The following is a 21,710-nucleotide window of genomic DNA, read 5'->3' on the forward strand; positions in this document are numbered from 1 at the left end:
AGTGTGCTGTGAGTCACGTGAGCGTGCTACAGTCGCCCCATCATGAGCACGCTGTTCTGTTGTCGCTGTTGTCGCTAGTTCACTTCTCGAACTAGCTCCCCGGTGCGCCTTCTTCGCGCCCGCCCCCCGACAGCACAACTCACGAACAGGAAACCCCTATGCGCTCTCTGCCCATTCTCGACCTCGCCCTGCTCAACGGCACCGCCGATGACGCCGCTCGCTTTCGCGACGAACTGCGCCACGCCACCCACGAGGTCGGCTTCTTCTACCTCGTCGGCCACGGCCTCAGTGATGAGCTCATCGCCCGCATGATGCAGACGGCGCGCGACTTCTTCGCCCTGCCGGTCGAGTCAAAGCTCGCCATCGAGAACACGCACAGCCCGCACTTTCGCGGCTACACCCGCATGGGCGGTGAGCTCACACAAGGAGCCACCGACTGGCGAGAGCAGATTGATATCGGTGCTGAACGGGATGCTGTTCCGCTCGGCGAGGGTGTGCCCGACTTCTGGGCGCTCGAGGGCCCCAACCTCTGGCCGGCCGACTTGCCCGCGCTGCGCGAGGTCACGACCGAGTGGATGGACCGCCTCGGTGAGATCAGTGTGACGCTCTTGCGTTCGTGGGCCGAGGCGCTCGGGGCGCCCGCCGACACCTTCGACGCGGCCTTCGCCGGCAACGCCTCGCCGCACCTGAAAATCGCCCGTTACCCGGGGCGTGAGCAGACCGAGGGCACGCAGGGCGTCGGAGCCCACAAAGACCTCGGCGTGCTCACTTTGCTCTACGTCGAGGAGGGCAAGGGCGGACTGCAGGTGGAGAAAGACGGCGACTGGATCGACGCTCCCCCCGTGCCCGGCGCCTTCGTGGTCAACATCGGCGAGCTGCTCGAGATCGCGACGAACGGCTACCTCAAGGCGACCCTGCACCGCGTGCAGTCACCGCCCGCCGGTGACTCGCGCATCTCGGTGCCGTTCTTCTTCGGGCCGGCACTCGACGCCGAGATTCCGACGATCAACTTGCCTGCCTCATTGGCGGCTGAGGCCCGGGGTGTGACCCTCGACCCCGACAACCCGCTGCACCCGGTCTTCGGCGTCAACTGGCTCAAGAGCCGCGTGCGTTCGCACCCCAACGTCGTCGAGGCGCATTACCCGCACTGGCTCTAGGTCGCTCGGCTCGTGCTCGTCGCCGCGTAGCGTTCAGCGAGCGTGGCGAAGGCGGAGGCGAGCTCTGGCGGGCCGATGACGTCCATCGGCACGTCGAACCTGCCGAAGGAGGCAGCGAGCGCCACCCATGACCACGAGCCTGCTTCGAGGCTGCAGGTGTGATCGTCGATGGCGGTGACGACGCCGTCGCCCGCGAAGGGCAGAACCTCTCGTGCCGGAAGCGCCAAGCGCACGGTTCCGCGGCACGGCCAGTCGTTCACATCAGAACCTTTGAAGCGCGCGGAGACGAACTCGTGCACGTTGCCACCCGGCACCGAGCGAGGGGTGAAGCGGGGCCCGCTGGGTGTGCGGGGGTGAAGCCGATCGACGCTGTACAAGCGCCAGTCGTCGCGGTCGAGATCCCATCCCACGAGATACCAGCGCCCGTGTGAGGTCACGAGGTGGTGCGGCTCTATCCGGCGGGGCGGGGTCAGCTCGCGTGCGTCAGATTCTGTGGTGTCGCGGGGTGCGTAGTCGCAGCGAAGTGTCGCGTGGTCGCGAATCGCATCGGCGAGAGCGATGAGCACGTCGATCGAGATTTTCACTGGCGCTCCGTCACCAGGGCGACCGATGGTGATGATCTCTAGCGCATCGAGTCGATACGTCAGGCGTGAGGGCATCACTTGACGAATGGTGGCGAGGGCCCGAACGGCGGCCTCGTCGAGTCCGGCCCCGACCGCGGGTGCGGCCTGCAGCGCGATGGCGATGGCAATCGTCTGATCGTCGTCGAACAAGAGAGGCGGAAGTTCGCTGCCAGCATCGAGACGATATCCGCCATCGGGGCCGAGCGTGGCGTGGATGCTGTAGCCCATCTCGCGGAGCCGCTCGATGTCTCGGCGCACCGTGCGGTCGCTGATGTTGAGGCGTTCGGCCAGAAGTGACCCCGGCCAGTCGCGACGGGTTTGCAGCAGTGACAACAGATTGAGCAGCCGCGTTGTCGTTGTCACGCACTCGAGATTAGTCGAGGTCTAGGACAAGAACTGACCTATACACACGAGAGGGTAGATCCATCGCGCCGATCGGGCCGACTCTCACCTCGAACATCAAGGAGCTCACATGACCATCCAGACCACCACTCACCTCAACTTCACGGGCGACGCTCGCGCAGCACTCGAGTTCTACCAGTCGGTCTTCGGCGGGCATCTCGTCATCAACACCTACGCCGACTTCGGCATGCCTGCCGATGTGCCTGGCGCCGACAAGGTTGTCTTCGGCCTCGTCGCGGCCGACAACGGCTTTCGCATCATGGGCTACGACATCCCCGGTCAGACCGAGGGTTCGATCGCGGGCGGGGGCTCGACTCGTCGCGAGAACAACGTCACGATCACCGACCAGGCCGTGTTTGTGTCCGTCAGCGCAGACTCCCTCGACGAACTCCAGGGCTACTGGAACGGCCTGGCCGTCGGCGCCACCATCGTCGAGCCCTTGGCGGCGTCGGCATGGAGCGCCGGCTTCGGGATGCTCACCGACCGTTTCGGCGTCACCTTCAGCGTCAGCGTCACCGCGTCGTAGGCCGCCGGCGCCTCCTGGTGTCCCCTGCCGTTGCAGAACGCGAGAGGCTAGTCGGAATGCACGAACGCCGACGTGTGGGTGCCCGTCGCGACGAGGGGCGCCCACACCGTTAGCCCACGGAAACGCAAGAGACCCCCGAACCAAGAAGTTCGAGGGTCTTCTCTGTCGTGCGACAGGACTTGGCGGTGACGGTGGGATTTGAACCCACGGTGGGCTCAACACCCACACAACTTTTCGAGAGTTGCACCTTCGGCCGCTCGGACACGTCACCGCGAGAGAGTTTAGTACAGGCGCGCGGGCGGGTCGAACCGCGCGAGCGCAGGGCAGGGCATCCTGAGCAGTTCGCCTCAAAAGCCGCACCCCGACTGGCAGACTGAAGCGATGTTCGACAAGACCACGATCTCTGCAGAACTCGCCGAAGTGACCGAGCACTGGACTCCGCGGGTGATTGGTCGTGTGAACGACCAGTACGTCAAGGTCGCCAAGCTGCTGGGCGAGTTCGTCTGGCACGCGCACGACAACGAAGACGAGCTGTTCTGGGTGGTCTCGGGGCGGCTGCGCATTCAACTCGAAGGCCGCGACGAGGTGGTGCTCGAACCCGGTGAGTTCTTCGTGGTGCCGCGCGGGATGCGTCACAATCCGGTGGCCGACAGCGAGGTCGAGATCGTGCTCATCGAGACCGTCACGACCACCCACACGGGCGATGTCGTTCACGAGAAGACGGTGCCGATCGAGCGCCAGCTACCTGAGAACCGCCGAGCTAGCTAGGTCGAGTCGCGCGTCGGTGCATCGCCGTATCCTGTAGCAACCATGGCCAAACCGACCGCGAACTTCGTGTGCACCGAGTGCGGGTGGACGACCCTGAAGTGGGCGGGCCGCTGCGGCGAGTGCCAGCAGTGGGGCACCGTCATCGAGAAGGATGCCCCGACGCGGCACACCGCGCCGGCCCGGGTCGCTGAGGGCCGGGCTGCCCGCCCGATCACCTCGATCGAGCCGCGGGGCGAGAGCCACACGCCCACGGGCATCAGAGAATTCGACCGCGTACTCGGCGGCGGCATCGTGCCGGGCGCCGCCATTCTGCTGTCGGGTGAGCCGGGGGTCGGCAAGTCGACTCTGTTGCTCGAAGTCGCCGCGCGCGCCGCGAAGCTCGGCCAGCGCGTGCTCTACGTATCGGCCGAAGAGTCGGTGGCACAAGTGCGGCTGCGGGCGGGTCGCACGGGCGCGCTGACCCCCGAGCTCTACCTCGCGAGCGAGACCGACCTCGCAACCATCCTCGGTCAGATCGATGAAGTGCAGCCGGCCCTCGTCATCGTCGACTCGGTGCAGACCGTCGCCTCATCACTCGTCGACGGGCTGGCGGGCGGGGTCAGCCAAGTGCGCGAGGTCGCAGCCACGCTCATCCGCGTCGCAAAAGACCGTGACATTCCCGTCGTGCTCGTCGGCCACGTCACGAAAGACGGCACCATCGCCGGCCCCCGCCTGCTCGAGCATCTCGTCGACGTCGTCTGCCAGTTCGAGGGTGACCGCCAGACGGCGCTGCGCTTCGTGCGCGCGCTCAAGAACCGCTTCGGCCCCACCGACGAGGTCGGCTGCTTCGAGATGACGGGCGACGGCATCGCCGAGGTGGCCGACCCGTCGATCTTGTTCCGCTCGGGGTCGACCACGCCGGTGAGCGGCACGTGCGTTGCCATCGCCATGGAAGGCCGCCGCGCCCTGCCCGTCGAAGTGCAAGCGCTCATCGTCGCCTCGAACGCACCCCAGCCGAGGCGTGTCGTCAACGGCGTCGACTCGTCTCGCGTCGCCATGCTGCTCGCCGTGCTCGAACGCCGCTGCGGCATGCCGCTCAGTGGGTTCGACGTGTACGTCTCGACCGTCGGCGGAATCCGGCTGACCGAGCCTGCCGCCGACCTGGCGATCGCGCTGGCGGTTGCGAGCGCCCGCCGCGAGAAGGCTCTGGATGCTCACCTCGCCGCCATCGGAGAAATCAGTCTCGCCGGCGAGATACGCGCCGTGTCGGGCGCCCCGCAGCGCGCCGCCGAAGCAGCGCGCCTCGGCTACACCTCGATCGTCGACGCGTCATCGCTGCACTTGCGAGAAGCCGTGCGACTCGCGTTCGCGAGCGCGCACGACGAGAAGCTCGACGTGCCCGAGTTCTAGGCTGCACGTCTCGCCCCCCGCGCGCCGCCACCGCTACGCGAAAGTCGGGCTTTGTGGCGCGGGTCGCGAAACATTGCGCGACTCGTGCCACTTTCGGCGACTCTCACGGTGAGGGGTCGCCGCGGGCACGGCGAGGGGTGGGGCTCGGCGGGAGTCAGTCAGTCAGCGGAGAGCCGCAGGGCGTCGAGCACATCGTGCGGCTCGGCCTGCATCGCGTGCGGCCCCGCGACGTCGAACCACACCGCCTCGAGCACGCCCAGGTTCTGCTCGATGAAGTCGGCGAGCGTCGCGGCGTCATAGGCGAGCACGCGGTGCTCGGGCTCGCTCGGCGTCATCGCCGCATAGTGCTCTGGCGCCGAGAAGAGCAACAGCATGTACTTGTCGGCCTCACCGCGCCGAAACACCCGCACCTGCGGCGACCCCTCCACCGGCAGCAAAGGAACGATCACGTGATCGTTGCGCAACGCGAAGGCGACGGCCGCCGCGTCTTGCTGCTCGAGCGCGGCGCCCAGACGCTGCTCGGGTGGCAGCGTCGACGCGGGCAACCCCGGCGGGCTCGACCCCGACACAGGCGCACGCCGAGCGGGGCGTTTCGAAGTCTTCTTCTTGGGCATCCTGAACAGCCTACGGGGCCGTCTCGAAAGCTAGTTCAGAATGAACGGGCGATCGCCTTCGCTCGCGAACTCGCCCACCGTCACGCTCAGTCGATAGGTGGCTCCGCCAGCGATGACGTCGGGCCGGGCCGCGTCGCAGTCGCCCGGGGTCGAGCGGGTGCGGCTCCACGGGAAGGGTGTGCTGTCGAGCGCAACACCCGGCTCGAGCAGCACCGTCGCCGGCAGCGCGGGGTCTTGGCAGTCGGTCGACGCCCAGATGCGGTCGCTGCCCGACATGATGAGATACTCCTGCACGTCGGGGCCGGCCTGGATGGTGCACGGGGCGGATCCGGTGTTGAGCAGTGTGAACGACAGTAGTGGCTGCTGACCCGCCGGGTAGCTCGACGCGTCGGTCACCGGGGTGACCTCGACCTGACCGGCCGTGCACGCGGCTGCCTCACCCTCAGCGCCCTCGTCGTCGGGGGCCGCCGACTCGGTCGACTGCGGATCGGGGCTCGGCTGCTCGCCGGGGTCGCCCGCCCCGGGCCTCACGATGATGAGCACGATGATGACGATGACCGCCAGCAGGCCCAAGCCCACGACGAGTCGCCGCCGCCAGTAGACCTCGGGCGGCTGCGGTCCGACCGGATGACGCAGCGTCGACATACGCACAGAGTATGCCCGGCGGGCAGCGGTGGCCGGATGCTCGCGCGGCGTGTGCCCGTTCTCGCAGGCCGCGCTTACGCCGTGAGCGACTTGAGCATGCGCGTGTTGCCGAGGGTGTTGGGCTTGACGCGCGAGAGGTCGAGAAACTCGGCGATGCCCTCATCGGGCGAGCGCAGCAGTTCGCTGTATACCTCAGGGTCGACCAGCAACTGTTCGTCGGTGGCGCTGAAGCCGTGCCGCGTAAAGAAGTCGACCTCAAACGTGAGACAGAACAGTCGACGCAAGCCGAGCCTGAGCGCTTCGTCTTCGAGCGAGGTCAGCAAGGCGTGACCGACGCCCGCGCCGCGCCAGCTGTCGGCGACGGCGAGGGTGCGCACTTCGCCCAAGTCTTCCCAGATGACGTGCAAGGCGCCACACCCGATGACGTTGCCCGTGGTGTCGTCGACGGCCACGCGAAACTCTTGCAACGACTCGAAGAACACGACGAGTTCTTTGCCCAGCAGAATGCGCTGCTGCACGAGCGGTTCGACAAGCCGCTTGATCGCCCGAACATCACCCGTGCGTGCTTCGCGCACGCTGAAACTTCTCGCCGTCACCGCCCCAGCCTAGGGCCGCCGAGCACCCTCAGTCGTCGGCGGGCAGCTCACCAGCCGACGCCGAGACCCCAGCCTCGACAGCCGCGAGCTCTTTCTGCGTCGTGACGAAGGTGAACTCGCCGTCGACGAAGTCGACCGCGACGTGGTCACCGCCGTTGAGCTCGCCGTGCAGAATGCGCTCGCTCAGCGCGTCTTCGATCTCGTGCTGCACCGCGCGGCGCAACGGTCGGGCACCGAGCGTCGGGTCCCAGCCCAGCTTGATGAGCTGCGCCTTCGCCGCCGCCGACACCTCGATCGTCATGTCGCGGTCGAGCAGTCGCTCGCGCAGCCGCTTGATGAAGAGATCGACGATCTGCATGAGCTCGTCTTCGGTGAGTTGCGGGAACACGATGGTCTCGTCGACACGGTTCAAGAACTCGGGCTTGAAGTGCTTCTTGAGCTCTTCGACGACCTTCGCCCGCATGGCCGAATACGACGCAGCGGTGTCACCTTCGATCGTGAAGCCCACGGGCCCGCCCGTGATGTCTTTCGTGCCGAGGTTGGTCGTCATGATGATGACCGTGTTCTTGAAGTCGACGACGCGACCCTGACCGTCGGTCAGGCGACCCTCTTCGAGCACCTGCAGTAGCGAGTTGAAGATGTCGGGGTGCGCCTTCTCGATCTCGTCGAAGAGCACCACCGAGAACGGCTTGCGGCGCACCTTCTCGGTGAGCTGCCCGCCCTCTTCGAACCCGACGAAGCCGGGGGGGGCTCCGAACAGGCGCGAGACGGTGTGCTTCTCGCCGTACTCCGACATGTCGAGCGCGATGAGCGCGCCCTCGTCGTCGAAGAGAAACTCGGCGAGCGCCTTGGCCAGCTCGGTCTTTCCGACACCGGTGGGGCCGGCGAAGATGAATGAGCCGCTCGGACGCTTCGGGTCTTTCAGGCCGGCGCGCGTGCGGCGAATGGTCTTCGCGAGCACCGAGATCGCCTCTTCTTGGCCGATGACCCGCTGGTGCAGGGCCTTCTCCATGAAGATCAAGCGAGAGCTCTCTTCTTCGGTGAGCTTGAACACCGGGATGCCCGTGGCCTGCGCCAGCACTTCGGCGATAACGCCCTCGTCGACGGTGCCGCTCGCGGCGACTTCGCCGGCGCGCCACTGCTTCTCGAGCCGCAGCCGCTCACCGAGCAGCTTCTTCTCGTCGTCACGAAGGCTCGCGGCTTTCTCGAAGTCTTGGTTCTCGATCGCCAGCTCTTTCTCGGTGCGCACTCCGGCGATCTTCTCGTCAAACTCGCGCAGCTCGGGCGGCGCCGACAAGATCGACAGCCGCAAGCGTGCGCCGGCTTCGTCGATGAGGTCGATCGCCTTGTCGGGCAAGAAGCGGTCTTGCACGTAGCGGTCGGCGAGGTTCACCGCGGCGACGATGGCACCGTCGGTGATCGACACCTTGTGGAACGCCTCGTAGCGGTCGCGCAGGCCCTTCAAGATGTTGATGGCGTGCGGCAACGCGGGCTCGTTCACCTGCACTGGTTGGAAGCGGCGCTCGAGCGCAGCATCCTTTTCAAAATGCTTGCGGTATTCATCGAGCGTCGTCGCACCGATCGTCTGCAATTCTCCCCGCGCCAAGAGCGGCTTCAAGATGCTCGCCGCATCGATCGCGCCCTCTGCAGCACCCGCGCCGACGAGCGTGTGAATCTCGTCGATGAACACGATGATGTCGCCGCGCGTGCGAATCTCTTTCGTCACCTTCTTGAGGCGCTCTTCGAAGTCGCCGCGGTAGCGACTGCCGGCGATGAGGCTGCCCAGGTCGAGTGAGTAGAGCTGCTTGTCTTTGAGCGTCTCGGGCACCTCGCCCTTGACGATGGCCTGAGCCAAGCCCTCAACGACGGCGGTCTTGCCGACGCCGGGCTCGCCGATGAGCACGGGGTTGTTCTTCGAGCGGCGCGAGAGAATCTGCATGACCCGCTCGGCTTCTTTCTCGCGCCCGATGACCGGGTCGAGCTTGCCTTCGCGCGCGGCCGCCGTGAGGTTGCGGCCGAACTGGTCGAGCACTTGCGAGCCCTTGTCGGGGCTCGGGCTGTCGCCGCCGACGGCGACGGCCTCTTTGCCCTGGTAGCCGCTCAACAGCTGAATGACCTGTTGACGCACGCGGTTAAGGTCGGCGCCGAGCTTGACGAGCACCTGGGCGGCGACGCCTTCACCCTCGCGGATGAGGCCGAGCAGAATGTGCTCGGTGCCGATGTAGTTGTGGCCGAGCTGCAGCGCTTCACGCAACGAGAGCTCGAGCACCTTCTTGGCGCGCGGCGTGAACGGAATGTGCCCGGTCGGCTGCTGCTGCCCCTGCCCGATGATGTCTTGCACTTGCTCGCGCACGGCGTCGAGCGAGATGTTGAGCGACTCGAGCGCCTTCGCGGCGACGCCTTCACCCTCGTGGATCAGGCCGAGAAGAATGTGCTCGGTGCCGATGTAGTTGTGGTTGAGCATCTTGGCTTCTTCTTGCGCCAGCACGACCACACGTCGGGCCCGGTCGGTAAACCGTTCGAACATCTCGCACTCTCCTCACGCGGCGCCGAAGGTTGCGGAACCGCTGTATCGAGGGTAACCAGCGCACCCTGGGTTAACTGCCCGTGTTCGCCCTAGGCGTGACCGAGTTGCGCTTCGCACCGTACGTCAATAGGTTAACGACATTCGATAATAATGTTCAACGATAAGGATGCTGATGCCAGCACTACCCCCTCCCTCCAGCGACTCGATCCATCGTCACGACCGCACCGCGCTGCGCGTCATCGGCGTGCTCGCGCTCGTCGGCGCGGCCGCCGCGCTCATCGGGGCGGTGGTCTCTGCACTCTTGCCCGTGCTCTCAGACCAGGGTCTGACGGTCGAGCTGCTGCTCGCCCCCGGAGCCACTGTCGGTGACCACGCTGAACTCGCACCGGCGATCAGGAGCATCACCCCGGAGTCGGCGGTGGTGACCCTCGAGGCCTCGACACTCAGCGGCGGCGCGGTCGCGCTGCTGCTCATCGAACGAGCGCTCAGCGGCATCATCGCGACGGTCGTCGGTGCGGCCCTCGGGTACACCCTGCTGCGCATCGCGCGCGGCGAAGCGTTTCATCGCTCGCTGTTCGCGGTGACCGTCGCCGTGGGCGCCGCGCTGTCGATCGGCACGATTCTCGCGGTCGGGCTCGGCGGGCTCGGCCGCATGATGGCCGCCTTCGAGCTCAACGAGTTGCTTGGCGGCGAGCGCTTCCTGCCCGGCTTCACCGCTGATCCGACCGTCGTGCTCATCGGGTTCGCAGTGCTCGGCCTCGCCTACGTGTTCCGCATCGGCGAGCGCCTGCAGCGCGAGACTGCGGGGTTGGTCTGATGAGCCCGGCGGTCTCTGGTGATGAAGAGACGGGCATCCACTGCCGACTCGACGAGCTGCTCGCCGAACGCGGGCTGACGCTGACCAAGCTGAGCGAGCTCGTCGGCGTGAGCCTCGTCAACCTGTCGGTGCTCAAGAACGACCGCGCTCGCGCGATCAGGTTCTCGACCCTGCGCGCGATCTGCGAGGTGCTCGACTGCGAGGTCGGCGATCTGCTCGTCGTCGACCGCGCCTGACACCTCGCAGCCGCGACCGTGCACGAACATCTGCAGATTCGCGTCCACAGCCAAGTTCGGCCTCTGCAATGCAGTTTTGCAGACGATCGTGCATGCCCATCGAGACGGTGGCGCAAAACAGTGGTCGGCAGGATCGCAAAAACTCGTCCACGCGCATCGACGTAGGGTGACAGGGTGAGCAACCTTGAGGTCGAGCCCGACGAGCTGATCGCCGACGCGCAACCCGCCGCGAGCATCCAGGTGCTTGAGCCGCGCGAAGTTCCGCTGGGCGGGCCGCGAGCGATGACCGTGCGCCGCACGCTGCCACAGAGGGCCCGCAGCCTCATCGGTGCGTGGTGCTTCGTCGACCACTACGGGCCAGATGATGTCGCCGAGACGGGCGGCATGGTCGTGCCGCCGCACCCCCACACGGGGCTGCAGACGGTGAGCTGGCTCTTCGAGGGCGAGGTCGAGCACCGCGATTCGACGGGCGCTCACGCCATGGTGCGACCCGGCGAGGTCAACCTCATGACGGCGGGCAGAGGCATTCAGCACTCAGAGGTGTCGACCGCGGCAACAACTCGACTGCACGGCGCCCAACTGTGGGTGGCGCTGCCCGACCGCGACCGGCACACGGCCCCGCTCTTCGAGCACGCCGAGCCCGAGCCTTTCACTATCGGCGACGCGACGCTGCGAGTCTTCGTCGGGCAGCTCGCGGGATCGGCGGCGAACGTCACCACCTTCTCGCCCCTCGTCGCGGTGCAACTCGACCTGCCGGCCGGCGCTAGCGTCGACCTGCCTGTCGACCCGAGCTTCGAGCACGGACTTCTCGTTGATGCTGGCACCGCGCTCTTCGACGACCACGCTATTGCGACCGCACACCTCGGGTATCGCGGCCCCGGTGCCTCGACGCTGCGAGTGACCGCCGCCGACGGCCCGCTGCGTGCCCTGCTGCTCGGCGGTGCACCGCTCGGCGAGCCGATCGTGATGTGGTGGAACTTCATCGGCCGAGACCACGACGAGATTGTCGCCTACCGCGAGCAGTGGCAGGCCGAGGTGATCGACGACAGCAAGCCCGCGGGCCGGTTCGGAGAAGTCTCGGGCTGGAACGGTCGTGCCCTGCCGGCTCCGGCGCTGCCGACCGTGCGGCTCAAGCCTCGCGATCAGCGCTGATCAGTCTGCCGCCTCGTCGAGCACGGCGGGCAACTGTCGGTCGTCGGGCTGCGCGAGCGCGTGCCACGTGAAGCGCTCGGCGAGTTGCTCGCAGGCGCGCACGGCGCGCACGCTGTTGCCGCGGTCGTCGAGCAGGGGCCTGTAGAGCCCGAGACCGAACTGTGCGGGGCTCGCGGTGATGATGCCGCCCGAGACTCCGCTCTTGGCGGGGCTGCCGACGCGCAGCAACCACTGACCCGAGGCGTCGTACATGCCGCATGTCGCCATGATCGTGAGCACGTGCCGGGCGACGGTCGACGAGAACACCTGCTCGTTGGTGAGCGGGTTGCGGCCTCCGCCGGCGAGCGTCGCGGCCATGACCGCCAGGTCTCCTGCAGTGACGAGCACCGCGCACTGGCGCAAGTACACCTCAAGGGTCTCGTCGACGTCGGTCGTGAGTGACCCGGCACTGCGCATGAAGTAGGCGAGGGCCCGATTTCGGTCGGCCGTGGCGAGTTCTTGCTCGAACACGTTCTCGTCGACGTCAAGCTCGCGGCCGGCGCACGATGACAGCATGCCGAGCACACGGTCGAATCGTTCGGCCGACGACGAGGCCTCAACGAGCGAGCACGTGACGATCGCCCCCGCGTTGATCATGGGGTTGTCGGGGCGCCCGGTGCCCTCTTCGAGACTGACGGCGTTGTACGACTCTCCACTCGGTTCGACGCCGACGCGGTCGAGCACGCCCTCGAGCCCGTGGTCGACGAGCGCGAGCGCCAGGGTGAAGCACTTCGAGATCGACTGCAGCGTGAAGGCAACGTCGTGGTCGCCAGCGGCGGCGAACCCGCCGTCTGGCGTGCAGATCGCGAGCCCGAAGAGCGTCGGGTCGACCTCACTCAGCGGCGGAATGTAGTCGGCGAGCCCACCCTCGTTGACCTGCACCAGCTCGTCGTGCACCCGTTGCAGCTCGTCGGTCACCACGCTCGGTAGATCGTGCAGCATGGCCCGCCCCTACTCGTGCGGGTCGGGTTTGAGCGCGGCGAGTCGTGCCCGCTCTTCGTCTTCGATCTGCGCGAAAGTCTGGCGCTCGGCACGGTCGGCGCGAATGATCGCGCGCATCGCGAACCAGAAGATGAGCCCGACGATGATGGTCGGAGTCACCGAAAAGACCGCGTTGCCCCAAAAGTCGTCAGGCATGGTCACCAGAATACGTGGGTCGTGCAGTGAGTGCGTCGAGAAGCCTGCCAGGAGGGCTACTCTGTCGCGCGGCGCTTGCGCTGCAGCTGCCCGAAGACGAGCACGACGAGGGCGAGGGTGGCGGCCGCCCCCAAGACGACGGGGGCGAGAACGCTGGCGTCGGCGAGGGGCGCGAGCGCAGCATCCGTCACCGGGTCATCGTCGAGCGATTCGGTGGGCAACTGGGGGCCATCGAGGGCGTCGTTCTCGCTGTTGAGCACGGTGATGTCGCCGACGGCGGTCGACAGTTGGCCGTCTGCGACGACGGCGATCACGCAGTAGACGCCATCGGCGACGACGGCACTCTGGATGCTCGTCGCGAAGTTGCCGTCACTGCCGGCGCGCACCGCCACATCGTGCACGGTGGCACCGCACTCGCTGAACGTCTGCGGGGCCAGCGACAGCGTGACGTCGGTGTCGGCGCTCGCGCGACCGGCGACATCGAACATGCCTGACACGGTGGTTCCGCCGACGGGTGTGGTGATGCGCAACGACTGCGAGGCCAGGCTGGGGCTCGCAGCGAGGAGCCCAGCCAACACGATGGCAGGGATGACACCACTGAGGGTGCGCAATCGCGGTGACAGCATGAGATCGCCGTTCGGGTGAGACGATCGGCGCGCGATCGGGTGAATCGACGCCGTGATTCGGGTTCACTCAGGCTAGAGCGCGCGGGCGCGCGCAGGCAGACCCCCCTTAGGGGGTCAAAGGTCGAGTGAGACTCACGACTTGGCGAGAATGCCGAAGACGCCCGAGAGCAGCAGGTAGGCACCGATGCCGCCGACGACGAGCCACAGCGCGAGCCGGTTCATGCTGATGGCAGGCTTCTTCTCGTCGTCGCCGGGCAGTTTGAGCTCGTCGTCTCGATTGAACGCCATGACGCGACCCTACTTCACCAGCGGAAAGAGAATGGTCTCGCGAATGCCGAGCCCGGTGAGTGCCATGAGCAGACGGTCAATGCCCATGCCCATGCCTCCCGACGGCGGCATGCCATGTTCGAGCGCGGTCAAGAAGGCCTCGTCGAGCTGCATGGCCTCGAGGTCGCCGCCCGCCGCGAGCTTCGCCTGCTCGACGAAGCGTTCGCGCTGCACGACCGGGTCGACGAGCTCTGAGTAGGCCGTCGCGAGTTCGAAGCCGCGCACGTAGAGATCCCACTTCTCGACGACGCCGGGCGTCGAGCGGTGCTCGCGCACGAGCGGGCTCGTGTCGACCGGAAAATCCATGACGAAGGTCGGTCGCGTGAGGCCGCCCTTCACGAAGTGCTCCCACAGCTCTTCGACATACTTGCCGGGCAGCGGGTGGTCGATCTCGATGTCGACCGTGTCAGCGAGCTTCTTCAGGTCGGCCATCGAGGTCTGCGGAGTGATCTCGACGCCGGCCGCGGCGCTGAGCGACTCATACATGCTGAGGCGATCCCATTCGCCGCCGAGGTCATACTCGGTGCCGTCGGCCCACGTGACCACGTGCGAGCCCGACACGGCGACGGCCGCGTTCTGAATCATCTCTTGCGTCAGGTCGGCCATCTGGTGATAGTCACCGTAGGCCTGATAGGCCTCGAGCATCGCGAACTCGGGGCTGTGCGTCGAGTCGGCGCCTTCGTTGCGAAAGTTGCGGTTGATCTCGAACACTCGCTCGATGCCGCCGACGACCGCGCGCTTCAAGAAGAGTTCGGGTGCGATGCGCAAGAACAGTTCAGTATCGAAGGCGTTCGAGTGGGTGACGAAGGGGCGAGCGGATGCTCCACCGTGCATCGTCTGCAACATGGGCGTCTCGACCTCGAGATAGTCGTGACTCGCGAAGGTGCTGCGCAGACTGGCGACGGCCGCGGCGCGGGCGCGCACGGTCTGGCGCGCCTGCTCGCGCACTATGAGGTCGAGGTAGCGCTGGCGCACGCGCGTCTCGTCGCTGAGCTCACTGTGCAGGTTCGGCAGCGGAAGAATCGCCTTCGACGAGATCGCCCAGCTCGACACCATGACGCTGAGCTCGCCGCGCTTGCTCGTGATGACCTCGCCCTCGACGAACACGTGGTCGCCGAGGTCGACGAACTCTTTCCATCGGTCGAGCGACGTCTCGCCCACTTCGGCGAGGCTCACCATCACCTGCAGGCGGCTGCCGTCACCCGACTGCAGGGTGGCGAAGCAGAGCTTGCCGGTGTTGCGGCTGAAGACGACACGACCGGCAAGGGCCACTCGCTCACCCGTGGCCGTGTCGACCTCGAGTTCTGGGTAGCGCGCGCGAACATCCGCAATCGTCGTCGTCACCTCGAGGCCGATCGCGTAGGGCGCCAGCCCGGCATCGAGCATGCGCTGCCGCTTGTCGAGGCGCACCTGCTTCTGCTCGGCGATCTCTTCGATCGTCGGCTCGGCGGCGTGTTCGGCGGGTGCGGTGTTGTCGCTCATCAGGCTCCTCGGTTCAGCGTTTCAGCCTACCGGCGGGCGGGGCCGCGCTCTGCGGCCGCACCCCCGTTCGCTCATTCGGACGCACGACCGTTGCACACGGCGTGTTGCCGCAACCCGCCGTGTGGAACACGCGCGAACCCGAATGACGACACGGGCGGGGGCGGGATGCTCGCGCGCCGTCGACCTCAGCCGAGGTGCAGCAGCTCGGTGTCGATGAGTCGGGTGTCGCCGACCCGCGCGGCGATGAGGGCCCTAGCCGGCCCGCGGTGGTCGTCATCGACGGGCTGAAAGGTGTCGGGGCGCACAACAGCGATGTAGTCGAGCTGCACGTCATCTGCCCCCATGAGCACACCTTGCATGGCGGCGAGCACGGCGTCGATGCCCCGATCGGCCGCCGACTGCGCGGCTTCGAGCGCGTCGGGCAGCGCGCGAGCGGCACGGCGTTGACGCTCGCCCAGAAAACGGTTGCGGCTCGAGAGGGCGAGGCCGTCGTCGGCCCGCACGGTGTCGACCACCTCAACGCGGGTGCGAATGTCGAGGTCGCGCACCATGCGCTGCACGAGAAACACCTGCTGCGCGTCTTTCTGACCGAAGAGCACCAGGTGCGGTTGCGCGATGCCGAGCAGTTTGGCGACCACGGTGAGCATGCCGTCGAAGTGCCCGGGGCGCGAGCGGCCTTCGTAAAGGCCGCCGAGCGAGCCCGCGGTGACGCGCGTCTGCGCGGCGCCGTGGGGGTACATCTCGTCGTCGGCGGGGGCGAACACTGCGGCCACTCCGTGTCCGGCGAGGGCGTCGCGGTCGGCGTCGAGCTCGCGGGGATAGCGTTCGAAGTCTTCAGCGGGGCCGAATTGCAGGGGGTTGACGAAGATCGACACGATGACGACGTCGGCGAGCTCTCGCGCGCGGTCAACGAGCGCGAGGTGCCCCTCGTGCAGCGACCCCATGGTCGGCACGAGCGCGATGGTGGCCCCGTCGGCGCGCGCGGCGTCGAGTCGTGAGCGTAGACCCGCGATGGTCGTTTCGACGGGGGGTGGGGTTGTGGTGCTCACCGGTCTCCTCGCGCTGGGCCCGACGCGGGGCCGAGATCGCTCGCCGAGTCGTTGCCGTTGAGGTCGACGTGGCTCAGGTTGATGCTATCGACCGTGGCACGCTGCAACGCGTTCTCGACGGCTGAGCGCACGACGGGCCCGAGCACGCTGCCGGGCTGCTCGACTCCGATGGCGCGCAGCGCGTCGACAGACTGCGACACGATGGCCGTCGAGAACTGTGAGGCCGCGGTGATCGCGTCGGCGTAGGTCTCTCGATCGCTCTCGTCGACGATGACGGGTTCTGCCCCCATCTCGACAACGAGCGCTTGGGCAATGGGCAGCACGGGTGTTGGCGCGGTCACTGCGCACCACGCGTCGCGCAAGCGGGCGAGGTCGATGCTCGTGCCGGTGAACGCGATCGCCGGATGCACCGCCAACGGTATGCCCCCCGCGAGCCGCGCGGGGTCGAGCACCGAGGTGCCGTACCGCGCCGCGGTGTGCATGACGAGCTGCCCCGGCTGCCAGGCGCCGAGCGCGGCGAGCCCGGCGACGAGGTCAGCCAACTGGTCGTCGGGCACGGCGATGATGACGAGCTCGCTGCGTTCGACGATGGTCGCAACGTCGAGCACGGCGACGCCGGGTAACACGATCTCGACGCGATCGCGCTCGTCATCGGTGGTCGCCGAGATGCCAACGATGGCGTGTCCGGCACCGGCGAGGGCCGCGCCGAGCACCGGCCCGACTCGACCGGCACCGATGATGCCGATGCCGAGCCGCCCGTCGCGCGCACTCACGTGGTGCGCCACCGGTGCGAGCGGTCGGTGTCGGCGCTGTCGATCGCCGCAGCGACTGCGTCGTCGAAGAACTGCATGGCGTCGCTGCGGTCGAGGGCACCGAGGGTAGGCGAGATCGGCCCGGCGACGGTGTGCACGTGAATCGAGGCGAGTCTCAGCGAGCGCAAGATCGGCCCCTGGTGTATCGACACCGACTGGGTGCGCGCGAAGGGCACGATCGTGAGCCCGCGCCAGATGGCTCCCGTGCGCAGCAGCACCGCTTGCTGCGTGAGCGCGAAACCGTTGCGGCGGCGTGAGAACCAGCGCAGCCCTCGGGCGCGCGGCGGCGACACGGTGAAACCGCCGCCGTCGCCCGAGCCGAGCAGCCCGAGCTCGATCGACTCTCGCGAATCGTCTGTCACCACGTCGGGCAGCAAGAGTTGCAGCACTGCGCGCACGTCGTCGAGGTTGCCGACGGGCAAGATGGTTGTCTGCTGCTGACCGGCAGCGCCGCTCTGCGACGACCGCGACGCACGGTTGACGGCGATCTGCCACCAGCCGGCCGGGCGCCACAGCAGCGGCTGGCTGACCTTCACCGAGTGGATGCGCCCGGGCGGCAGCGTCTCGTTGGTGGTCGAGAGCAGCCCGAAGCCGACGCGCACACCGTCGGGCGTCGCCGCGATCGAGTAGCGCAGCGAGCGCGTGATGCGCGAGATGAGAAAGCCGCCGAGACCAATGAGGGTCGGAAAGACGGCGAAGAGCACGAACAGCTCGCCGGTGACACCGACGAACACGGCGATGCCGATCAGCATGGCGACGAGAATGATCGTGGTCTCGCTGAGCAGGGTCGAGCCGATGAGCCGACCAGGGTTCATGCGCACGATCGACTGAGGTTCGACGAGTTCAACGTCGAGCTCGGGGGCGAGCAGTTCAGAGACACGCTCATCGAGCATCCCCTGAATGGGGTGCTCGCCACTCGCGACCGCGCCCTCCGCGGCAGCCGCTGGCCGCTGGGCGCCCGAGGCGAGCAACAGAATGTCGCGCCGCAGGGCGTCGGCGTCGCGCCCGCGCAGGTAGGCCAGCTGCACGTTGGCGTCATTGCCGGCCGACGAGACCTCGAGCTTGGCCGCACCGAACAGGCGCGGAATGAACGGGCGCGACACGTTGATGCCCTGAATGCGGTCGAGGCGACCCTTGCGATTGGTGCGAAACAGGATGCCCGAGCGCACTTCGACGACCTCGTCAGTGATGCGGAAGGTGTGCATGCGCCACGACAGGTAGAAGCCCGCGATGATGATGAGCAGCAGCCCTACGACGGCGAGCAACACATAGATGATGAGGTCTTCGCGCACGATGTAGTCGATCGCGTCGCTCTCGAAGTCACCGCCCGGAGTCGAGACGAAGATGTTGTCGGCGCCGAAGAACAGCTCGAACAGGCGATCGCGCAGGTTGACGATGATGACACCGAGAATGGCGATGAAAGCGATGCCGCCGCGAAACAGCGGGGTCGCGGGGTGCAGCCGGTGCCACTCGCCGTCGGCGTAGTCGGTCGCCAGCGGTGCGGCCGGCGTCGCCGGGTGCTCGGCGGGCTGCTCGCTCACAGGCCTGCCCGGCGCGATTCGGCGACGGCCACGAGGTGGTCGCGCAACTGTTCGGCGGTCTCGAGAGTGAGACCCGGAATCACGACGCCGCTCGAGGCGGCCGCCGTCACGAACTTGAGCTCGGCGAGCCCGAAGGCACGAGTGAGGGGCCCACGCGTAATGTCGACGAGCTGCATGCGGCCGTAGGGCACGGCGACGAAGCGCTGAAAGAGAATGCCGCGGCGAAAGAGCAGGTCGTCGTCGCGCAAGATGTAGCCGATCGCGCGCACGCGTCGCGGGGTCAGGGCGAGCACGATCAGAAAGAGGGCGCCGAGAGCCGAGCCGATGATCCAGCCGTACTGCCAGCCGACCCAGAACGGAACAAACCCAGCCGCCGTGACGATAGCGCCCGTGATGAGCGTCGAGATCATGTCGACCGGAATGTACTTGGGCGACACCCGCTGCCACTCGGTTTCGGGGCGCTCGAGGCGCCGGTTCTCGGCTGCGCTGGCGTCAGCGGGGCCGGTGTCATCAGTGGTGGTCACGAAGACTCCTCGGTGAGTGTGTCGGTCGGCTCGTCGGGCGGTATCGCGCACAAGTGCTCAGCCACGAGCGCGGCGGCCACGAGCATGACGGCAGTGATGAGTGTCGCCCCCGCGGTCAGCGTCGAGCCTAGCGGCACGACCGCACGGCTGAGCAGGTAGGTGAGAATGCCCGCGGCCGCACCGGCGAGCAGAGCGCCCGCGAGCGAACTCGCTTTCGCGAGCACGACCACTCGCGTGGCGTAGAACGGGTCAATGCGACGCTCGCCCACCGCAGCGCGCCGCACCGGCCACGCGAGCGCGATGAGCAGCACGGCGATGAGGGCGAGCGCGACCGCGAGCGACACGGGCGGCACGAACACGGCGAAGCCTCGCATCGCGAGCACAACATCGAGCAGGTACGCCACGACGAACCCGGCGAGCGCCGCCACGAGCAAAGGCAGGGGGCGGGTTCTGGTCACGGCCGGCCCTCGTGCGCCCGCCGCTCGGCGAGCAATTCGGCGACCGGTGCGCGCCCGGGCACGATGGCGTCGGGCTGCACCTCGAGCCACGGCGCGAGCACGAAGTCGCGTTCGTGCGCCCGCGGGTGCGGAACCTCGAGCTCGGGGCTCGTGATGACGAGATCGTCGACGGCGATGAGGTCGAGATCGAGCGTGCGATCACCCCACCGCTCGGCGCGTTCACGACCGTGTGACTGCTCGATCGCCCTCAGCGCGTCGAGCAACTCGTGGGGCGTGAGCTCGGTGCGCAACAGCAGCACGCCGTTGAGGTAGGCGGGCCGCTCGGGGTCGAGCCCGTCGACGGTGAGCGCGACAGTGCCGTGCCACGACGACACCGCCTCGACACGGCAGCCCGGCAACGCGTCGAGTGCACGCACGGCGCTGTCGAGCGTGGTGGCCCGATCACCGAGGTTGCTACCGAGGGCGATGACGGCGAGCGAGTCGGTCATGAGCGGCCCCGCACGATCGTGACGCTGACGTCGTCGAACGGCACCGGTATCGGCGCCTGCGGCTTGTGCACCGTCACTTCGACCTCGTGCACGGCCGCGTAGCCGAGCGCGAGCGCGGCCACCCGTTCGGCGACGGTCTCGATGAGGTCGACCGGGTCGCGCTCGACGGCCTCGACCACGGCGACGGCGAGCTCGCCGTAGTGCACGGTGTCGGCGACGTCATCGCTCTGCGACGCCCGCGCGAGGTCGACGGTGACGCGCACGTCGATGATGAAATCTTGGCCGTCACGACGCTCGTGCTCGTACACGCCGTGGTGCCCTCGGGCGCGTAGCCCGGTGAGGGTGATGGCGTCGCGCGGGGTCGTCATGCCGCACCCCCGCCCCAGCCAGAGCGCCAAGCCTCGACGACGTCGAGGGCGCGCGCGTTCGCGCGCACGTCGTGCACGCGCAGCGCGTCGACCCCGGCGAGGCTTGCGAGCGCGCTGATGACCGCGGTCGGCAGGTCGCGCTCGTCGGCGGCCTCACCCTCGGGCAGCAGCGCCCCGACGAAGCGCTTGCGCGACGCACCGACCAGCACGCGCGCGCCGAGCACGTCGAGCTCGCTCAGGTGCGCGAGCAGCTGCCAGTTGTGTTCGTGCTGCTTGGCGAAACCGAGGCCAGGGTCGATCCAGAGGCGTCGGGGGGCGATGCCTGCCTCGAGCAGGGCGTCGAGCCGGGCACGCAACTCGTCGCGCACATCGTGGGGGGCCCACGTGTAGGTGCTGCGGGCATCCCACACCTCGCTCGGCCCCCGCCAGTGCATCGCCACAAAGTCGACCTCGAGTTCGGCGACGAGCGGTGCCATGTCGGCATCGTGCAGGCCGCCGCTGACGTCGTTGACGATGACGGCTCCGGCGTCGACGGCGGCCGCCGCGGTGGCGGCATGCATGGTATCGATCGACACGTGGATGCCCTGCCCCGCGAGCCCCGCCACGACGGGCACCACGCGCTCACGTTCAACCTTCGGGGTCACGGGTGCTGCGCCCGGCCGGGTCGACTCGCCGCCGACGTCGATGACGGATGCGCCCTCAGCCACCATGCGCACCCCGTGCTCGATGGCCGCGTCAGCGTCGAGGTAGCGCCCGCCGTCGCTGAACGAGTCGGGGGTGACGTTGAGAATGCCCCAGAGGTCTGGGCGCCGCGCTGCAGACATCAACCGCGCCCGCCGATGAGCGACATCACCTCGGCGCGGCGAACCGGGTCGGCGAGTGCGCCGCGGGAGGCGACCGTAACGGTCGAACTCTCGGCCTGCCGAGGGCCGCGGGCGCCGACGCAGCCGTGCCGCGCGTCGATGACGACGAGCACGCCGTGCGGGGCGAGCCCCGACTCGAGGGCGGCGACGACGTCTTCGCCGAGTCGCTCTTGCAGTTGGGGGCGCGAGGCGACGGTCTCGACGACGCGCGCGATGCGCCCGATGCCGACCAGTCGTTCGGCGGGAAGGTAGGCGACGTGAGCCACCCCGGTGAAGGGCAGCAGGTGGTGCTCGCAGATCGAGCGCAGGGCAATGTCGCGCAGCAGCACGAGTTCTCCGCGTTCGCCCGGGTCGGTCTGCATTTCGATGTCGTCGCTCAGCAGCGGCACGGGGTCGACGCCGACTCCGGCGAAGAACTCGGCGTATGACTCGGCGACCCGCTGGGGGGTGGTGAGCAGCCCAGGGCGAGTGGCATCGTCACCGATCGCCGCCAGAATTTCGGCGACGGCCGCTTCGATGCGGCCGGTGTCGACGGGTGACATGG

The 21,710-nt window shown here is 67.7% G+C and carries 26 protein-coding genes and 1 tRNA gene; 7 read left to right on the top strand and 20 right to left on the bottom strand.

Translation table 11 applies throughout. The features are described from left to right. Positions 1 to 158 precede the first annotated feature (158 nt). A complete protein-coding gene (locus tag KIT89_RS08850; protein ID WP_297600441.1) occupies positions 159 to 1,157 on the top strand; it encodes a 2-oxoglutarate and iron-dependent oxygenase domain-containing protein in 999 nt (332 codons plus the stop codon). On the opposite strand, the gene KIT89_RS08855 is transcribed toward KIT89_RS08850, so the two are convergent. Then, on the bottom strand, positions 1,154 to 2,143 hold the full coding sequence (locus KIT89_RS08855; RefSeq protein WP_297600443.1) for a YafY family protein: 990 nt from the start codon (positions 2,141 to 2,143) through the stop codon (positions 1,154 to 1,156). The two genes, KIT89_RS08850 and KIT89_RS08855, sit on opposite strands and share 4 nt — an antisense overlap. A 109-nt stretch (positions 2,144 to 2,252) precedes the next feature. On the opposite strand from KIT89_RS08855, the gene KIT89_RS08860 reads away from it, so the two are divergent. Beyond that, on the top strand, positions 2,253 to 2,708 hold the full coding sequence (locus tag KIT89_RS08860) for a VOC family protein (RefSeq protein WP_297600446.1): 456 nt from the start codon (positions 2,253 to 2,255) through the stop codon (positions 2,706 to 2,708). A gap of 180 nt (positions 2,709 to 2,888) precedes the next feature. Here the strand turns inward: KIT89_RS08860 and KIT89_RS08865 are convergent. Beyond that, a tRNA-Ser gene (locus tag KIT89_RS08865) sits at positions 2,889 to 2,979 on the bottom strand. 110 nt (positions 2,980 to 3,089) lie between these two features. On the opposite strand from KIT89_RS08865, the gene KIT89_RS08870 reads away from it, so the two are divergent. Both KIT89_RS08870 and radA read left to right on the top strand, forming a co-directional pair. Next, on the top strand, positions 3,090 to 3,476 hold the full coding sequence (locus KIT89_RS08870) for a cupin domain-containing protein (protein WP_297600449.1): 387 nt from the start codon (positions 3,090 to 3,092) through the stop codon (positions 3,474 to 3,476). 42 nt (positions 3,477 to 3,518) lie between these two features. Continuing rightward, positions 3,519 to 4,865, top strand: a complete 1,347-nt coding sequence (gene radA / locus KIT89_RS08875; RefSeq protein WP_297600452.1) for a DNA repair protein RadA — start codon at positions 3,519 to 3,521, stop codon at positions 4,863 to 4,865. Positions 4,866 to 5,023: 158 nt separating this feature from the next. On the opposite strand, the gene KIT89_RS08880 is transcribed toward radA, so the two are convergent. From KIT89_RS08880 to KIT89_RS08895, 4 genes are all read right to left on the bottom strand, one after another. Continuing rightward, a complete protein-coding gene (locus tag KIT89_RS08880) occupies positions 5,024 to 5,479 on the bottom strand; it encodes an SseB family protein (RefSeq protein ID WP_297600454.1) in 456 nt (151 codons plus the stop codon). Positions 5,480 to 5,509: 30 nt separating this feature from the next. Beyond that, positions 5,510 to 6,124 (bottom strand): hypothetical protein, encoded by a 615-nt coding sequence (locus KIT89_RS08885; protein WP_297600457.1) that lies wholly within the window; start codon positions 6,122 to 6,124, stop codon positions 5,510 to 5,512. A 74-nt stretch (positions 6,125 to 6,198) separates the two neighbouring features. After that, complete coding sequence (locus KIT89_RS08890) at positions 6,199 to 6,720, bottom strand: amino-acid N-acetyltransferase (protein WP_297600460.1); 522 nt, start codon at positions 6,718 to 6,720, stop codon at positions 6,199 to 6,201. 28 nt (positions 6,721 to 6,748) lie between these two features. Further along, the gene (locus KIT89_RS08895; protein WP_297600462.1) at positions 6,749 to 9,247 is read right to left on the bottom strand and encodes an ATP-dependent Clp protease ATP-binding subunit; all 2,499 of its coding nucleotides are present in this window, start codon (positions 9,245 to 9,247) and stop codon (positions 6,749 to 6,751) included. A 172-nt stretch (positions 9,248 to 9,419) separates the two neighbouring features. Here KIT89_RS08895 and KIT89_RS08900 point away from each other — a divergent pair, with 172 nt between their 5' ends. The 3 genes from KIT89_RS08900 to KIT89_RS08910 all read left to right on the top strand — a co-directional run bounded on the left by KIT89_RS08900 (position 9,420) and on the right by KIT89_RS08910 (position 11,452). Further along, a complete protein-coding gene (locus KIT89_RS08900) occupies positions 9,420 to 10,064 on the top strand; it encodes a hypothetical protein (protein WP_297600465.1) in 645 nt (214 codons plus the stop codon). After that, positions 10,064 to 10,300, top strand: a complete 237-nt coding sequence (locus tag KIT89_RS08905) for a helix-turn-helix transcriptional regulator (protein ID WP_297600467.1) — start codon at positions 10,064 to 10,066, stop codon at positions 10,298 to 10,300. The genes KIT89_RS08900 and KIT89_RS08905 overlap by 1 nt, the downstream gene beginning before the upstream one ends. Before the next feature lie 174 nt (positions 10,301 to 10,474). Next, positions 10,475 to 11,452, top strand: coding sequence for a pirin family protein (locus KIT89_RS08910; protein WP_297600470.1), 978 nt, complete (start codon positions 10,475 to 10,477; stop codon positions 11,450 to 11,452). On the opposite strand, the gene glsA is transcribed toward KIT89_RS08910, so the two are convergent. The 14 genes from glsA to folE form a co-directional block, all read right to left on the bottom strand. After that, positions 11,453 to 12,433 carry a glutaminase A gene (gene glsA, locus KIT89_RS08915; RefSeq protein ID WP_297600473.1) on the bottom strand — a complete coding sequence of 327 codons (981 nt, stop codon included), beginning with the start codon at positions 12,431 to 12,433 and terminating at the stop codon, positions 11,453 to 11,455. 9 nt (positions 12,434 to 12,442) lie between these two features. Continuing rightward, entirely contained in the window at positions 12,443 to 12,628 is a 186-nt protein-coding gene (locus KIT89_RS08920; RefSeq protein ID WP_297600475.1) for a hypothetical protein, read from the bottom strand. Between the two features lie 56 nt (positions 12,629 to 12,684). Beyond that, complete coding sequence (locus KIT89_RS08925) at positions 12,685 to 13,206, bottom strand: hypothetical protein (RefSeq protein WP_297600478.1); 522 nt, start codon at positions 13,204 to 13,206, stop codon at positions 12,685 to 12,687. A gap of 180 nt (positions 13,207 to 13,386) precedes the next feature. After that, positions 13,387 to 13,542 (bottom strand): hypothetical protein, encoded by a 156-nt coding sequence (locus KIT89_RS08930; RefSeq protein WP_297600481.1) that lies wholly within the window; start codon positions 13,540 to 13,542, stop codon positions 13,387 to 13,389. 9 nt (positions 13,543 to 13,551) lie between these two features. Then, positions 13,552 to 15,063 carry a lysine--tRNA ligase gene (gene lysS, locus KIT89_RS08935; protein ID WP_297600484.1) on the bottom strand — a complete coding sequence of 504 codons (1,512 nt, stop codon included), beginning with the start codon at positions 15,061 to 15,063 and terminating at the stop codon, positions 13,552 to 13,554. A gap of 185 nt (positions 15,064 to 15,248) precedes the next feature. Next, complete coding sequence (gene panC, locus KIT89_RS08940) at positions 15,249 to 16,112, bottom strand: pantoate--beta-alanine ligase (RefSeq protein ID WP_297600487.1); 864 nt, start codon at positions 16,110 to 16,112, stop codon at positions 15,249 to 15,251. Beyond that, complete coding sequence (locus KIT89_RS08945) at positions 16,109 to 16,885, bottom strand: DUF2520 domain-containing protein (RefSeq protein WP_297600490.1); 777 nt, start codon at positions 16,883 to 16,885, stop codon at positions 16,109 to 16,111. Before KIT89_RS08945 ends, panC begins: the two co-directional genes overlap by 4 nt. Further along, on the bottom strand, positions 16,882 to 18,465 hold the full coding sequence (locus tag KIT89_RS08950; RefSeq protein WP_297600493.1) for a PH domain-containing protein: 1,584 nt from the start codon (positions 18,463 to 18,465) through the stop codon (positions 16,882 to 16,884). Before KIT89_RS08950 ends, KIT89_RS08945 begins: the two co-directional genes overlap by 4 nt. Next, entirely contained in the window at positions 18,462 to 18,989 is a 528-nt protein-coding gene (locus KIT89_RS08955) for a PH domain-containing protein (protein ID WP_297600496.1), read from the bottom strand. Before KIT89_RS08955 ends, KIT89_RS08950 begins: the two co-directional genes overlap by 4 nt. Further along, entirely contained in the window at positions 18,986 to 19,447 is a 462-nt protein-coding gene (locus KIT89_RS08960; protein ID WP_297600499.1) for a DUF3180 domain-containing protein, read from the bottom strand. The genes KIT89_RS08955 and KIT89_RS08960 overlap by 4 nt, the downstream gene beginning before the upstream one ends. Beyond that, positions 19,444 to 19,935 carry a 2-amino-4-hydroxy-6-hydroxymethyldihydropteridine diphosphokinase gene (gene folK / locus KIT89_RS08965; RefSeq protein WP_297600502.1) on the bottom strand — a complete coding sequence of 164 codons (492 nt, stop codon included), beginning with the start codon at positions 19,933 to 19,935 and terminating at the stop codon, positions 19,444 to 19,446. Before folK ends, KIT89_RS08960 begins: the two co-directional genes overlap by 4 nt. Next, entirely contained in the window at positions 19,932 to 20,303 is a 372-nt protein-coding gene (gene folB, locus KIT89_RS08970; protein ID WP_297600505.1) for a dihydroneopterin aldolase, read from the bottom strand. The genes folK and folB overlap by 4 nt, the downstream gene beginning before the upstream one ends. Next, the gene (folP, locus tag KIT89_RS08975) at positions 20,300 to 21,127 is read right to left on the bottom strand and encodes a dihydropteroate synthase (protein WP_297600508.1); all 828 of its coding nucleotides are present in this window, start codon (positions 21,125 to 21,127) and stop codon (positions 20,300 to 20,302) included. The genes folB and folP overlap by 4 nt, the downstream gene beginning before the upstream one ends. Next, a complete protein-coding gene (gene folE / locus KIT89_RS08980; RefSeq protein WP_297600510.1) occupies positions 21,127 to 21,708 on the bottom strand; it encodes a GTP cyclohydrolase I in 582 nt (193 codons plus the stop codon). The genes folP and folE overlap by 1 nt, the downstream gene beginning before the upstream one ends. Between the last annotated feature and the right edge of the window lie 2 nt (positions 21,709 to 21,710).

The organism is Microcella sp. (genome assembly GCF_025808395.1).
In the GTDB taxonomy this organism is placed as follows: Bacteria; Actinomycetota; Actinomycetes; order Actinomycetales; family Microbacteriaceae; genus Microcella.